The following is a 13552-nucleotide window of genomic DNA, read 5'->3' on the forward strand; positions in this document are numbered from 1 at the left end:
GGTTTCAACGGGTGTCTTGAAAAAGGACGCGATTCTATCAGGCCCGAGCCGCTAAGGCTAAAGAGAAGGGCGGATCAATTCGAGACTGTGCCGGTGGCCGGCCAGATAATCATCGATACAGCGGATGATCAGCTCGCTGCGCCAGTCATCGCGCACGGTCATCAGCTCGTCACGGGTCAGCCAGCGGGCGCGCAGGATGCCTTCGTCGAGTTGATAGTCCGGGTGATGTTTCAGCGCCTTGGCGATAAAGCATACGCGCTGATAGGTCACGCCATTGCTCGGTGCGGTGTACAGGTAAATGCCGACGATGCCAGTGGGCTCGACATCCCAGCCGGTTTCTTCGAGGGTTTCACGCACCGCGGCCTCGGTGAGGGTTTCGTTCGGGTCCAGGTGGCCGGCGGGCTGATTGAGTACGGCGCGGCCGCCCTTGAGTTCTTCAACCATCAGGAAGCGGCCGTTGTCTTCGACGATGGTGGCGACGGTGATGTGGGGGAGCCAGGTCATTGCAAACCTCGGTATCGGGAAGGTGACTCGGTCAATGTGGGAGCTGGCTTGCCTGTGATGGCGGTGGGTCAGCTGCACCTGTATGAACTGACAGACTGTAATCGCAGGCAAGCCAGCTCCCACATTTGATTGGGTTTCTTCAATGAAGTCCCTACAAACAGAAACCCCGGCACTGGGCCGGGGCTTCTTTGCATCCTTACAACCTTACTTCAACTTGGCAATCGCCGCATTGAGGGTGTTGCTTGGGCGCATGGCCTTGCTGGTCAGCTCGGGGTTCGGCGCGTAGTAGCCGCCGATGTCCACGGGCTTGCCCTGTACCGCGTTGAGCTCGGCAACGATGGTTGCTTCGTTCTCAGCCAGGGTTTTTGCCAGTTCGCCGAACTGCGCTTGCAGTGCAGCGTCTTCGGTCTGGGCGGCCAGGGCTTGGGCCCAGTACAGCGCCAGGTAGAAGTGGCTGCCGCGGTTGTCGATGTTGCCGACTTTGCGCGATGGCGACTTGTTGTTGTCCAGGAACTGGCCGGTAGCCTGGTCCAGGGTCTTGGACAGTACCAAGGCTTTGGGGTTGTTGTAGGTCACACCCAGGTGCTCAAGGGAAGCGGCAAGGGCCAGGAACTCGCCCAGGGAGTCCCAACGCAGGAAGTTTTCTTCCAGCAGCTGCTGAACGTGCTTGGGAGCCGAACCGCCAGCGCCGGTTTCGAACAGGCCGCCGCCGTTCATCAGCGGCACGATCGACAGCATCTTGGCGCTGGTGCCCAGTTCCATGATCGGGAACAGGTCGGTCAGGTAGTCGCGCAGCACGTTGCCGGTCACCGAAATGGTGTCCAGGCCCTTGCGGGTGCGCTCCAGGGTGAACTTCATCGCATCGACCGGGGCCATGATGCGGATGTCCAGGCCTTCGGTGTTGTGGTCTTTCAGGTACGCCTGAACTTTCTCGACCACTACGCCATCGTGAGCGCGCTTGGGGTCCAGCCAGAAAATGGCCGGGGTGTTGCTGGCGCGGGCACGGTTGACGGCGAGCTTGACCCAGTCCTGGATCGGCGCGTCTTTGGTCTGGCACATGCGGAAGATGTCGCCGGCCTCGACTTTCTGTTCCATCAGCAGGTTGCCCTGACTGTCGGTGACGCGAACAACGCCGTCAGCCTTGATCTGGAAGGTCTTGTCGTGGGAGCCGTACTCTTCGGCTTTCTTGGCCATCAGGCCAACGTTTGGCACGCTGCCCATGGTGGTCGGGTCGAAGGCGCCATTGGCCTTGCAGTCTTCGATGACCGCCTGGTAGATGGTGGCGTAGCAGCGATCCGGGATCACAGCCTTGGTGTCGTGCAACTGGCCGTCGGTGCCCCACATCTTGCCGGAGTCACGGATCATGGCTGGCATCGAGGCGTCGACGATCACGTCGCTCGGCACGTGCAGGTTGGTGATGCCTTTGTCGGAGTTGACCATCGCCAGGGCAGGACGAGCGGCGTAGACGGCCTGGATGTCGGCTTCGATCTGCGCTTGCTGGTCGGCCGGCAGGGCCTTGATGCGGGCATACAGGTCGCCGATGCCGTTGTTCAGGTTGAAGCCGATCTGCTCAAGCACGGTAGCGTGCTTGGCCAGGGCATCTTTATAGAACTCGGCAACGATCTGGCCGAACATGATCGGGTCGGAGACCTTCATCATGGTGGCTTTGAGGTGAACCGACAGCAGCACGCCTTGCTTCTTGGCGTCCTCGATTTCGGCGGCGATGAAGCTGCGCAGCGCTTTCTTGCTCAGCACGGCGGTGTCGATGATCTCGCCGGCCTGGACGCTGGTCTTTTCTTTCAGGACGGTGGTGGTGCCGTCCTGGGCAACCAGCGCAATTTTGACAGCATCGGCGGCTTCGATCTGTACGGCTTTTTCGCTGCCGTAGAAGTCACCATTGCTCATGTGGGCAATGTGCGACTTGGAGTCGGCAGCCCAGGCGCCCATCTTGTGCGGGTGCTTGCGTGCGTAGTTCTTGACCGACAGCGGCGCGCGGCGGTCGGAGTTGCCTTCGCGCAGTACCGGGTTCACGGCGCTGCCCTTGACCTTGTCGTAACGTGCACGGGTTTCTTTTTCCGCGTCGGTGGTTACGGTTTCCGGGTAGTCCGGCAGGGCGTAGCCCTGGGCCTGCAGTTCCTTGATCGCGGCTTGCAGCTGCGGGGTCGAGGCACTGATGTTAGGCAGCTTGATGATGTTGGCTTCAGGGGTTACGGCCAGGTCGCCCAGTTCGGCGAGGTGGTCCGGGATAGCCTTGGTGCCCAGTTGCTCGGGGAAGCTTGCGAGGATGCGCCCTGCGAGGGAGATGTCGCGGGTTTCAACGGCAATATCAGCGGAAGCCGTGAAGGCCTCTACGATAGGCAACAGTGAATAGGTGGCGAGGGCTGGAGCTTCGTCGGTGAAGGTGTAGATGATCTTCGAGCGGGTGGGCATATTCGGATTAACTCTCTTCTTTGCTGAAAGCGTGCGCAGAAACTCGAGATGCGCCGGGTGGAGCGCGTTCGTTCAAAGTCATCCATGAGCGAAATGTCGAGGTTTCTTCGCGGTGATGTTGGGTTGCATCAGTCGAGCGTCAAGCGTTTGGACTATTGTAATAGTCCTGCTTTCTGGCTGAAGGCTACTGTCTAGAGCGGTCAACCGTCGTGACTCTTTGGTCAGCGGCGGCATTATACATAGGTCGCTATGCTTACGCAGAGCCTTCATACAAAAGGTGTGTCGTCCATTGGTCTAAAGGTCGCAGGGGCGGGGTTACGCCGAAAGTTGAATGATGTGCTCAAGATTGGCACTTTTCCCTTTGCTTTCAGGCTTGTAGGCGACAATTTATGCTGTTTTCGATGCAAATGAGCATGGCGCGAGGTTTCGGTCGCCATTTATCTGGAGTAGGCTCGAACGCAGCCAGATGTTCAATCCATAGATGGAGTTCAGCATGGGATACAAGAAGATTCAGGTTCCGGCAGTCGGCGACAAAATCACCGTCAATGCAGACCATTCTCTCAATGTTCCTGACCAACCGATCATCCCCTATATCGAAGGTGACGGTATTGGCGTCGACATCAGCCCGGTGATGATCAAGGTAGTCGACGCAGCTGTTGAAAAGGCTTACGGCGGCAAGCGCAAAATCTCGTGGATGGAGGTGTATGCCGGCGAAAAGGCGACCCAGGTCTACGACCAGGACACCTGGTTGCCCCAGGAAACCCTGGACGCGGTCAAGGATTACGTGGTGTCCATCAAGGGCCCGCTGACCACGCCGGTCGGTGGTGGTATTCGCTCGCTGAACGTGGCTCTGCGTCAGCAGCTCGACCTGTATGTGTGTCTGCGCCCGGTGCGCTGGTTTGAAGGCGTGCCCAGCCCGGTCAAGAAGCCAGGCGATGTGGACATGACCATCTTCCGTGAGAACTCCGAGGATATTTACGCGGGTATCGAGTGGAAAGCCGGTTCGCCTGAGGCGATCAAGGTGATCAAGTTCCTCAAGGAGGAAATGGGCGTTACCAAGATCCGTTTCGACCAGGATTGCGGGATTGGCGTCAAGCCGGTGTCGAAAGAGGGTACCAAGCGCCTGGCGCGCAAGGCCCTGCAGTATGTAGTCGATAACGACCGCGACTCGCTGACCATCGTGCACAAAGGCAACATCATGAAGTTCACCGAAGGTGCCTTCAAGGAGTGGGCCTACGAAGTGGCGGCTGAAGAATTCGGCGCGACGCTGCTCGACGGCGGCCCGTGGATGCAGTTCAAGAACCCCAAGACCGGCAAGAATGTGGTGGTCAAGGATGCGATTGCCGATGCCATGCTCCAGCAGATCCTGCTGCGTCCGGCTGAGTATGACGTGATTGCCACGCTCAACCTCAATGGCGACTACTTGTCCGATGCCTTGGCGGCGGAGGTTGGTGGTATTGGTATCGCGCCGGGAGCCAACCTGTCGGACACCGTGGCGATGTTCGAAGCCACTCACGGTACTGCGCCCAAGTATGCGGGCAAGGACCAGGTCAACCCGGGTTCACTGATTCTGTCGGCAGAAATGATGCTGCGTCATATGGGCTGGGTCGAGGCGGCTGACTTGATCATCAAGGGCACCAATGGTGCGATTTCTGCCAAGACCGTGACCTATGACTTTGAGCGCCTGATGGATGGCGCTACGTTGGTGTCGTCGTCGGGCTTTGGTGATGCGCTGATCAAACATATGTAAGCAGGCAGAGAAAACCGGCCGCCCTGATGATTCGGGGTGGCCGGTTTGCTTTCAATGCTTTGTTCAATAATTGATCAGGCGTGTTGCTTTTTTGAATGTAAGTCGGTGTTTCTGCTTTTCTTTTCGACGTTCGTAGTGGCAGGCGTATCAACGAGAACGATATTCGTGGCCTGCATACCCTTTGGGCCTTGAACGATATCAAAGGTGACAGGCTGATTCGCTTTCACCGTTTTGTAGCCTTCCACTTGAATCGCCGAATAATGCGCAAAAAGGTCTTCAGTCTTGCCGTCTTCATTGATGAAGCCGTACCCCTTGGCATTGTTGAACCACTTGACCTTACCACTAGCCATTCCCATATCCCTCTGCACCAGACTCCATCACTGGAGTATCATCCAGTTTATCCGTCCTAACCCGAATAAATAAGGTTGACTGCGCGGACCTTTTTTACCCACTGTGGGCTCTATTGGTTGTAACACCGATTTGCCGATAGTCAAGGCGACCAGTCGGTCAGAGTTGAAATTCTGACAGCTCGCCCCCACCACTGTAATTGAACCACTGACGAACCTTTCTTTCCATGCATGCAAATAGCCAGATTCGACTAACATTCAATCAGGATCGCCCGGATCAGGAACATGACGACGACGGTTCTGCAGGCATTGCTGTTCAGGAGGCCAAGCCTGCTTTACAGGCACCGCCGATGTACAAGGTGGTTTTGTTCAATGATGACTACACACCGATGGATTTCGTCGTCGAAGTGCTCGAGGTGTTTTTTAACCTGAACCGCGAGTTGGCGACCAAGGTAATGCTGGCCGTTCACACAGAAGGACGGGCAGTATGTGGAGTGTTTACCCGCGACATCGCCGAGACAAAGGCCATGCAGGTCAACCAGTACGCCAGGGAAAGCCAGCATCCGCTACTCTGTGAAATCGAGAAGGACGGTTAACGCCGACCACTTGGGTATGAGGTGAAGCTATGTTAAACCGCGAGCTCGAAGTCACCCTCAATCTTGCCTTCAAGGAGGCTCGTTCGAAGCGTCATGAGTTCATGACCGTCGAGCACCTTTTGCTGGCACTTTTGGATAATGAAGCTGCCGCCACCGTTCTGCGTGCGTGCGGCGCCAACCTCGACAAACTCAAGCATGATCTGCAGGAGTTTATCGACTCCACCACGCCACTGATCCCCGTGCATGACGAGGACCGCGAGACCCAGCCAACCCTGGGCTTCCAGCGGGTATTGCAGCGTGCTGTCTTCCACGTACAGAGCTCCGGTAAGCGTGAGGTCACAGGCGCAAACGTGCTGGTGGCAATTTTCAGCGAACAGGAAAGCCAGGCCGTGTTTCTGCTCAAGCAGCAGAGCGTTGCCCGTATTGATGTCGTCAATTACATCGCCCACGGTATCTCCAAGGTGCCCGGGCACGGCGATCATTCCGAGGGCGAGCAGGATATGCAGGACGACGAGGGCGGTGAGTCTTCTTCTTCAAGCAACCCGCTGGATGCCTATGCCAGCAATCTCAATGAGATGGCGCGACAGGGGCGGATCGATCCGCTGGTCGGGCGTGAGAGCGAGGTCGAGCGTGTAGCGCAGATCCTCGCGCGGCGTCGCAAGAACAACCCGTTGCTGGTGGGTGAGGCGGGCGTGGGTAAAACCGCGATTGCCGAAGGCCTGGCCAAGCGCATTGTCGACAACCAGGTGCCGGACCTGCTGGCCAACAGCGTCGTCTACTCCCTTGACCTGGGCGCATTGCTCGCCGGGACCAAGTACCGTGGCGATTTCGAGAAGCGCTTCAAGGCGCTGCTCGGCGAGCTGAAAAAACGCCCGCAGGCGATCCTGTTCATCGACGAGATCCACACCATCATTGGTGCCGGTGCGGCCTCCGGTGGGGTGATGGATGCCTCCAACCTGCTTAAGCCATTGCTGTCTTCGGGTGATATCCGCTGCATCGGCTCAACCACCTTCCAGGAGTTTCGCGGCATTTTCGAAAAAGACCGTGCCCTGGCGCGTCGCTTCCAGAAAGTCGACGTGTCCGAGCCTTCGGTTGAAGACACCATTGGCATCCTGCGTGGGCTCAAGGGGCGTTTTGAAGCGCACCACGGCATCGAGTACACCGATGAAGCCCTGCGTGCGGCGGCCGAGCTGGCGTCGCGCTACATCAATGACCGGCACATGCCGGACAAGGCCATCGACGTGATCGACGAGGCGGGCGCCTACCAGCGCCTGCAGCCGGTCGAGAAGCGTGTGAAGCGTATCGATGTGCCTCAGGTCGAGGACATCGTGGCGAAGATCGCGCGGATTCCGCCAAAGCACGTCACCAGTTCCGACAAGGAGCTGCTGCGTAACCTGGAGCGCGATCTCAAGCTCACTGTGTTCGGTCAGGATGCGGCGATCGACTCGCTGTCCACTGCGATCAAGTTGTCCCGTGCGGGCCTCAAGTCGCCGGACAAGCCGGTCGGTTCGTTCCTGTTCGCAGGGCCTACCGGCGTCGGCAAGACCGAGGCGGCGCGGCAGTTGGCCAAGGCCATGGGTATCGAGCTGGTCCGTTTCGACATGTCCGAGTACATGGAGCGTCACACCGTGTCGCGCCTGATCGGTGCGCCGCCGGGCTATGTCGGTTTCGATCAGGGCGGCTTGTTGACCGAGGCGATCACCAAGCAGCCGCATTGCGTACTGCTGCTCGATGAAATCGAAAAGGCTCACCCGGAAGTCTTCAACCTGCTGTTGCAGGTCATGGATCACGGGACGCTGACCGATAACAACGGGCGCAAGGCGGACTTCCGTAATGTGATCGTGATCATGACCACCAATGCCGGTGCTGAAACTGCTGCGCGAGCGTCTATCGGCTTCACGCATCAGGATCACTCTTCCGATGCAATGGAAGTGATCAAGAAGAGCTTCACGCCGGAGTTCCGCAACCGTTTGGACACCATTATCCAATTTGGTCGCCTCAGCCATGAGGTTATCAAGAGCGTGGTGGACAAGTTCCTCACCGAGCTTCAGGCGCAGTTGGAAGACAAGCGCGTGCAGCTGGATGTGACGGAAGCGGCTCGCAGTTGGATCGCAGAGGGCGGCTACGATGCGGCAATGGGCGCTCGCCCAATGGCGCGTCTGATCCAGGACAAGATCAAGCGGCCGCTGGCCGAAGAGATCCTGTTCGGCGAACTCTCCGACCATGGCGGCGTGGTGCATATCGATCTGAAGGACGGCGAGCTGACCTTCGAGTTCGAGACCACGGCAGAAATGGCCTGATCGTTCTGCAGCAACACAAAAAGGCGCCGAAAGGCGCCTTTTTGCTGACTTGAAATGCAATTCTCAGAACAATCGAGATCCAATGTGGGAGGGGGCTTACTCCCGATAGCAGTGGTTCAGCAACAGATTAGTTGCTTGGCCCATTGCTATCGGGAGCAAGCCCCCTCCCACAAGGGTTTTGTGTTGTTGGGGCAAATGGCGCGCACACAAAAACGCCCGGCATAACCGGGCGTTTTGTATTGACTTGCTTAGCGAGCGCGGTAAGTGATGCGCCCTTTGCTCAAGTCATAGGGCGTCAGCTCGACGCGCACTTTGTCACCGGTAAGAATACGAATGTAGTTCTTGCGCATCTTGCCGGAGATATGCGCGGTTACGACGTGCCCATTTTCCAACTCCACACGAAACATGGTGTTGGGCAGGGTGTCGACGACAGTGCCTTCCATTTCGAAGCTGTCTTCTTTCGACATGCAGTAAAGCCCTCGGTATCCAGTGAATGGCCCGGTGCAACTGCGCCAGGCAAAAGCGGCGTGCATTGTGCCCGAAAAAGAGGGTTCAAGCCAAGGGGTTCTAGTTAAGTGTGACCCATCTTTGATTAATCAGCAGCTCAATGGGCCGATATTGGGTCTTGTAGTTCATCTTTTTGCAGTTCTTGATCCAGTATCCGAGGTACACCGCTTCCAGTTCCAGGCGCAGCGCTTCACCTATTTGCCAGAGGATCGCAAAGCGCCCGAGGCTGCGGCGTTCCTCTTCGGGTTCATAGAAGGTGTACACCGCCGACAGGCCGTTGGGCAGCAGGTCGGTCACCGCCACGGCCAGCAGCCGTCCATCGAGGCGGAACTCGTAGAAGCGCGAGAACGGCAGGTCACGTACCAGGAAGGTGGAAAACTGATCACGGCTGGGCGGGAACATGTCGCCATCGGCATGACGTTGCTCGATGTAGCGCTGATAAAGGTCGAAATACTCTTCGCTGTACTGCGGCTTGACCGCGTTTACCGTCAGGTCGGCGTTGCGTTTGAGAATGCGTTTCTGATTGCGATCGGGCAAAAATTGCGCGGCAGGGATGCGCGCGGGCACACACGCGTTGCAATTCTGGCAGTGAGGTCGGTACAGATGATCGCCGCTGCGCCGAAACCCCATCTCCGAGAGGTCGGCGTACACGTGCACGTCCATCGGCTGGCTGGGATCGAGGAACAGCGTGGTGGCCTGCTCGTCGGGCAGATAGCTGCAAGAGTGGGCTTGAGTGGCATAGAACTTCAAGCGCGCCAGCTCGGTCATGATCAACCCTCGGGATAAGCTTTGGAATAAGTGTAAGCCAGGTAGGCGAAAGTCGCCTACGAAACCCACGGTCCAGAGCTGGGTTGGTCCAAATGCTTGCGCAGCAAGTCAGCGAAGTCGCTGCGCGGTATGGCGCGGGCGCCCAGGCTTTGCAGGTGGTCATTGGGCATCTGGCAGTCGATCAGCACGAAGCCCCACGCCTGCAATTGACGGGTCAATGTGGCGAAACCGAATTTCGAGGCGTTGTCGGCGCGGCTGAACATGGATTCGCCAAAAAACAGCTGGCCCATCGCCAGGCCATACAGGCCACCTACCAGTTCGCCCTGGTCCCACACTTCCACGGAGTGGGCGTAGCCGCGCTTGTGCAGCGCCAGGTAGGCGTTCTGGATGCCTTCGGTGATCCAGGTGCCGTCCGCGTAGGCGCGCGGTGCAGCGCAGGCCTGGATGACGGCGGCGAAATCCTGGTCGAACGTCACGGTATAACGCTGTTGGCGCAGCAGTTTGCCGAGGCTGCGGGACACATGCAGTTCGTCGGGGAAGATCACCGTGCGTGGGTCGGGTGACCACCAGAGGATGGGCTGGCCTTCGGAGAACCACGGAAAGCAGCCATGGCGATAGGCCTGGATCAGGCGTTCGGCCGACAGGTCTCCACCGGCGGCGAGCAGGCCATTGGGTTCGCGCATGGCCTTGGCCAGGGGCGGGAAAGTCAGGTTGTCGCGTTGTAACCAGGTCAGCATGGCATCCAGGCTTATGGAAGGGGAGGGGAGTGACAGGCAAGGCGTCTGCCGCACAAGCGTTGATTATTGTCGACCCGGCGCCAAGGGGCCAGCCCGATTAAGCGGTGAGGCCGGATTAGCATGAGCGGGTGTTTCTGCAACTCTGCGCATAAGGCGCGGTCGTAATCGGGGCTGGCACATGCCAGCCATTTGCCAAGTTTGCCTGGATTGCCAGATACAGCTCATAAGCCTTTGTCAGCAAAGGCAATGCATGCTCAAATTGAACAGGCTTTGACACTTCGATTGCCAAGGCTGCCAGGTGGAGGGCAAGTGTGTGGCATCGCGCACGCAAACCCGTACAATGCGCCCATTGTGGCGTTATCGCCATTTCACCTATCCGTGACCTGGTGTTAAAAGTAGATTCAGCAACATACGTTCATTTTTCAGCTGCTCGGGATAGGGCAGTCATGTGTAGTCATTCAACAGATGGACGCGCTAAAGGCGCAGGAAAAGACCCGTTTTGAAGAAATCCGCCGCAGCACCTAAAGCAGCAGTCGTACCGGCCTGGCGCCAGCACCTGCATTACCGACTCAAGGAAGGCGCACTGATTGCCATCGGTGCCCTGTGCCTGTTCCTGATGATGGCCTTGCTCACCTATGGCAAGGACGATCCGGGCTGGAGCCATAACAGCAAGATCGACGACGTGCAGAATTTCGGCGGGCCGGTCGGGTCCTACAGCGCCGATATCCTCTTCATGATCCTGGGTTATTTCGCGTACATTTTCCCGCTGTTGCTGGCGATCAAGACCTGGCAGATCTTCCGCCAGCGTCACGAGCCGTGGCAGTGGAGCGGCTGGCTGTTTTCCTGGCGCCTGATCGGCTTGGTGTTCCTGGTGCTGTCCGGCGCGGCGCTGGCGCATATTCACTTCCATGCCCCCACCGGCCTGCCGGCGGGGGCGGGCGGGGCGCTGGGCGAAAGCCTCGGTGACCTGGCGCGGCGCACGCTGAATATCCAGGGCAGCACCTTGATGTTCATCGCGCTGTTCCTGTTCGGCCTCACGGTGTTCACCGACCTGTCATGGTTCAAGGTGATGGACGTGACCGGCAAGATCACCCTTGATCTGTTCGAATTGTTCCAAGGCGCCGCCAACCGCTGGTGGGCTGCCCGTGTGGAGCGCAAGCAGATGGTTGCGCAGCTTCGCGAGGTGGACACTCGTGTCAACGAGGTGGTGGCCCCGAGCACGCCGGATCGGCGCGAGCAGGCCAAGGTCAAGGAGCGCTTGATCGAGCGTGAGCAAGCCCTGAGCAAGCACATGTCGGACCGCGAGAAGCAGGTGCCGCCAGTGATCGCTCCGGCACCGCCCAAGGCGCCGGAACCCAGCCATCGCGTACAGAAAGAGAAACAGGCCCCGCTGTTTATCGACAGCGCCGTCGAAGGCACCTTGCCGCCGATCTCGATTCTTGACCCTGCTGAAAAGAAACAGCTCAATTATTCCCCCGAGTCCCTGGCAGCCGTTGGCCATCTGCTGGAAATCAAGCTCAAGGAGTTCGGCGTCGAAGTGTCGGTGGATTCGATCCATCCCGGCCCGGTGATTACCCGTTACGAAATCCAGCCGGCCGCCGGTGTAAAAGTCAGCCGTATTTCCAACCTGGCCAAAGACTTGGCCCGTTCCCTGGCCGTGACCAGCGTGCGCGTGGTGGAAGTGATCCCGGGCAAGACCACCGTGGGTATCGAGATTCCCAACGAAGACCGCCAGATCGTGCGTTTCTCCGAAGTGCTGTCGACCCCCGAGTACGACAATTTCAAATCGCCGGTCACCCTGGCCCTCGGCCATGACATCGGCGGCAAGCCGGTGATCACCGACCTGGCGAAAATGCCTCACCTGCTGGTAGCCGGTACCACCGGTTCCGGTAAGTCGGTGGGTGTCAACGCAATGATCCTGTCGATCCTGTTCAAGTCCGGGCCGGATGACGCCAAGCTGATCATGATCGACCCGAAGATGTTGGAACTGTCGATCTACGAAGGCATTCCGCACCTGTTGTGCCCGGTGGTTACCGACATGAAGGACGCCGCCAACGCCCTGCGTTGGAGCGTTGCCGAGATGGAGCGCCGCTACAAGCTGATGGCCAAGATGGGCGTACGTAACCTGTCGGGCTTCAACGCCAAGGTCAAGGAAGCCCAGGACGCCGGCGAACCGCTGACCGACCCGCTGTACAAACGCGAAAACATTCATGACGAGGCCCCGCTGCTGACCAAGCTGCCGACCATCGTGGTGGTGGTCGACGAATTCGCCGACATGATGATGATCGTCGGCAAGAAGGTCGAAGAACTGATCGCGCGTATTGCCCAGAAGGCACGTGCCGCCGGGATTCACTTGATCCTCGCGACTCAGCGCCCGTCGGTGGATGTGATCACCGGCCTGATCAAGGCCAACATCCCGACACGCATGGCGTTCCAGGTATCGAGCAAGATCGACTCACGGACCATCATCGACCAGGGTGGCGCCGAGCAACTGCTGGGCCACGGTGACATGCTCTACATGCCGCCGGGCACCAGCCTGCCGATTCGCGTTCACGGTGCCTTTGTGTCCGATGACGAAGTACACCGCGTGGTCGAAGCCTGGAAACTGCGCGGCGCCCCGGAATACAACGACGACATCCTCGCAGGCGTCGAAGAGGCCGGCAGCGGCTTTGACGGTGGCAGCGGCGGTGGCGACGATGATGCCGAAACCGACGCGCTGTACGATGAGGCCGTGGCCTTCGTGCTGGAAAGCCGTCGCGCCTCTATCTCCGCAGTGCAACGCAAGTTGAAAATCGGCTACAACCGCGCTGCCCGCATGATCGAAGCCATGGAACACGCCGGCGTTGTCACTGCAATGAACACCAACGGCTCGCGTGAAATCATCGCCCCCGGGCAGATGCGCGACTGACCCCGGTGCCGCGTGGTAACACGCGGCACCGCCCTGACTACTCAATGAGGACTCCCATGCGCTTTATCCGCATGCTGTTGTTGCCGGCACTGGCCCTGACCGCTGTTTCGGCTCACGCTGACCCGGCTTCCGTCGCCAGCCTGAAGAATCTGTTGGACAAATCCCAGACCCTGACCGCGCGCTTCTCCCAACTGACCCTGGATGCCGGTGGCACCCAGTTGCAGGAAACCGCCGGTGAGATGGCTGTGCAGCGCCCTGGGTTGTTCTACTGGCATACCGAAGGCAAGGCTGAGCAGACCATCGTTTCCGATGGCCAGAAGGTCACCCTGTGGGACCCGGACCTGGAACAGGCGACCATCAAGAAGCTCGATCCACGCCTGAACCAGACACCCGCACTGCTGCTGTCGGGTGACGTGTCGAAAATCAACGACAGCTTCGACATCACTTCCAAACAGACCAGCAACGTGATCGAGTTCACCCTCAAGCCAAAATCCAAGGACACGCTGTTTGACACGCTGTCCCTGTCGTTCGGCAACGGTGTGATCAATAACATGCGCCTGGTCGACAGCGTTGGCCAGCGCACCGATATCCTGTTTTCCGGGGTCAAGGCCAACCAGCCGGTGCCCGCGTCCAAGTTCAAGTTCGCCATCCCCAAGGGTGCCGACGTGATCCAGGAATAACCTGCCGAGAGGTTTCAAGCGCTGC

11 protein-coding genes are annotated in these 13552 nt (G+C 58.7%); 5 read left to right on the top strand and 6 right to left on the bottom strand.

Annotation, left to right across the window (positions count from 1 at the left end; translation table 11 throughout):
* Positions 1–57 precede the first annotated feature (57 nt).
* Both E4O97_RS24355 and E4O97_RS24360 read right to left on the bottom strand, forming a co-directional pair.
* Positions 58–504: an NUDIX hydrolase gene (locus E4O97_RS24355; protein ID WP_032880622.1), complete on the bottom strand. Its 447-nt coding sequence runs from the start codon at positions 502–504 to the stop codon at positions 58–60.
* A 204-nt stretch (positions 505–708) separates the two neighbouring features.
* Positions 709–2934 (bottom strand): NADP-dependent isocitrate dehydrogenase, encoded by a 2226-nt coding sequence (locus tag E4O97_RS24360; RefSeq protein ID WP_005789097.1) that lies wholly within the window; start codon positions 2932–2934, stop codon positions 709–711.
* 493 nt (positions 2935–3427) lie between these two features.
* Between E4O97_RS24360 and icd the strand changes: the two genes are divergently transcribed.
* The gene (gene icd / locus E4O97_RS24365) at positions 3428–4684 is read left to right on the top strand and encodes an NADP-dependent isocitrate dehydrogenase (RefSeq protein ID WP_005789095.1); all 1257 of its coding nucleotides are present in this window, start codon (positions 3428–3430) and stop codon (positions 4682–4684) included.
* A 74-nt stretch (positions 4685–4758) separates the two neighbouring features.
* On the opposite strand, the gene E4O97_RS24370 is transcribed toward icd, so the two are convergent.
* Positions 4759–5040 carry a cold shock domain-containing protein gene (locus tag E4O97_RS24370; RefSeq protein ID WP_050549411.1) on the bottom strand — a complete coding sequence of 94 codons (282 nt, stop codon included), beginning with the start codon at positions 5038–5040 and terminating at the stop codon, positions 4759–4761.
* 218 nt (positions 5041–5258) lie between these two features.
* Between E4O97_RS24370 and clpS the strand changes: the two genes are divergently transcribed.
* Together clpS and clpA are read left to right on the top strand one after the other, a co-directional pair.
* Positions 5259–5627: an ATP-dependent Clp protease adapter ClpS gene (clpS, locus tag E4O97_RS24375; protein ID WP_005789091.1), complete on the top strand. Its 369-nt coding sequence runs from the start codon at positions 5259–5261 to the stop codon at positions 5625–5627.
* Positions 5628–5656: 29 nt separating this feature from the next.
* Positions 5657–7927, top strand: a complete 2271-nt coding sequence (clpA, locus tag E4O97_RS24380; RefSeq protein ID WP_032880624.1) for an ATP-dependent Clp protease ATP-binding subunit ClpA — start codon at positions 5657–5659, stop codon at positions 7925–7927.
* A gap of 248 nt (positions 7928–8175) precedes the next feature.
* Here clpA and infA read toward each other — a convergent pair whose 3' ends face one another.
* From infA to aat, 3 genes are all read right to left on the bottom strand, one after another.
* Complete coding sequence (infA, locus tag E4O97_RS24385; RefSeq protein WP_002553999.1) at positions 8176–8394, bottom strand: translation initiation factor IF-1; 219 nt, start codon at positions 8392–8394, stop codon at positions 8176–8178.
* A gap of 100 nt (positions 8395–8494) precedes the next feature.
* The gene (locus E4O97_RS24390; protein ID WP_005789087.1) at positions 8495–9202 is read right to left on the bottom strand and encodes an arginyltransferase; all 708 of its coding nucleotides are present in this window, start codon (positions 9200–9202) and stop codon (positions 8495–8497) included.
* A gap of 56 nt (positions 9203–9258) precedes the next feature.
* Positions 9259–9939, bottom strand: coding sequence for a leucyl/phenylalanyl-tRNA--protein transferase (gene aat / locus E4O97_RS24395; protein WP_248162472.1), 681 nt, complete (start codon positions 9937–9939; stop codon positions 9259–9261).
* A gap of 499 nt (positions 9940–10438) precedes the next feature.
* On the opposite strand from aat, the gene E4O97_RS24400 reads away from it, so the two are divergent.
* Both E4O97_RS24400 and lolA read left to right on the top strand, forming a co-directional pair.
* On the top strand, positions 10439–12847 hold the full coding sequence (locus E4O97_RS24400) for a DNA translocase FtsK (protein WP_005789085.1): 2409 nt from the start codon (positions 10439–10441) through the stop codon (positions 12845–12847).
* 56 nt (positions 12848–12903) lie between these two features.
* Positions 12904–13527 (top strand): outer membrane lipoprotein chaperone LolA, encoded by a 624-nt coding sequence (gene lolA, locus E4O97_RS24405; protein WP_223018501.1) that lies wholly within the window; start codon positions 12904–12906, stop codon positions 13525–13527.
* Positions 13528–13552 lie beyond the last annotated feature (25 nt).

Origin of the sequence: Pseudomonas sp. W15Feb34 (assembly GCF_023127765.1) — a bacterium.
In the GTDB taxonomy this organism is placed as follows: domain Bacteria; phylum Pseudomonadota; class Gammaproteobacteria; order Pseudomonadales; family Pseudomonadaceae; genus Aquipseudomonas; species Aquipseudomonas synxantha_A.

Coding starts and splice junctions, on each gene's coding strand:
- infA (WP_002553999.1), bottom strand. CDS start 8,394: ATGTCGAAAGAAGACAGCTTCGAAATGGAAGGCACTGTCGTCGACACC.
- icd (WP_005789095.1), top strand. CDS start 3,428: ATGGGATACAAGAAGATTCAGGTTCCGGCAGTCGGCGACAAAATCACC.
- lolA (WP_223018501.1), top strand. CDS start 12,904: ATGCGCTTTATCCGCATGCTGTTGTTGCCGGCACTGGCCCTGACCGCT.
- clpS (WP_005789091.1), top strand. CDS start 5,259: ATGCATGCAAATAGCCAGATTCGACTAACATTCAATCAGGATCGCCCG.
- E4O97_RS24355 (WP_032880622.1), bottom strand. CDS start 504: ATGACCTGGCTCCCCCACATCACCGTCGCCACCATCGTCGAAGACAAC.
- clpA (WP_032880624.1), top strand. CDS start 5,657: ATGTTAAACCGCGAGCTCGAAGTCACCCTCAATCTTGCCTTCAAGGAG.
- E4O97_RS24370 (WP_050549411.1), bottom strand. CDS start 5,040: ATGGGAATGGCTAGTGGTAAGGTCAAGTGGTTCAACAATGCCAAGGGG.
- E4O97_RS24390 (WP_005789087.1), bottom strand. CDS start 9,202: ATGACCGAGCTGGCGCGCTTGAAGTTCTATGCCACTCAAGCCCACTCT.
- E4O97_RS24360 (WP_005789097.1), bottom strand. CDS start 2,934: ATGCCCACCCGCTCGAAGATCATCTACACCTTCACCGACGAAGCTCCA.
- aat (WP_248162472.1), bottom strand. CDS start 9,939: ATGCTGACCTGGTTACAACGCGACAACCTGACTTTCCCGCCCCTGGCC.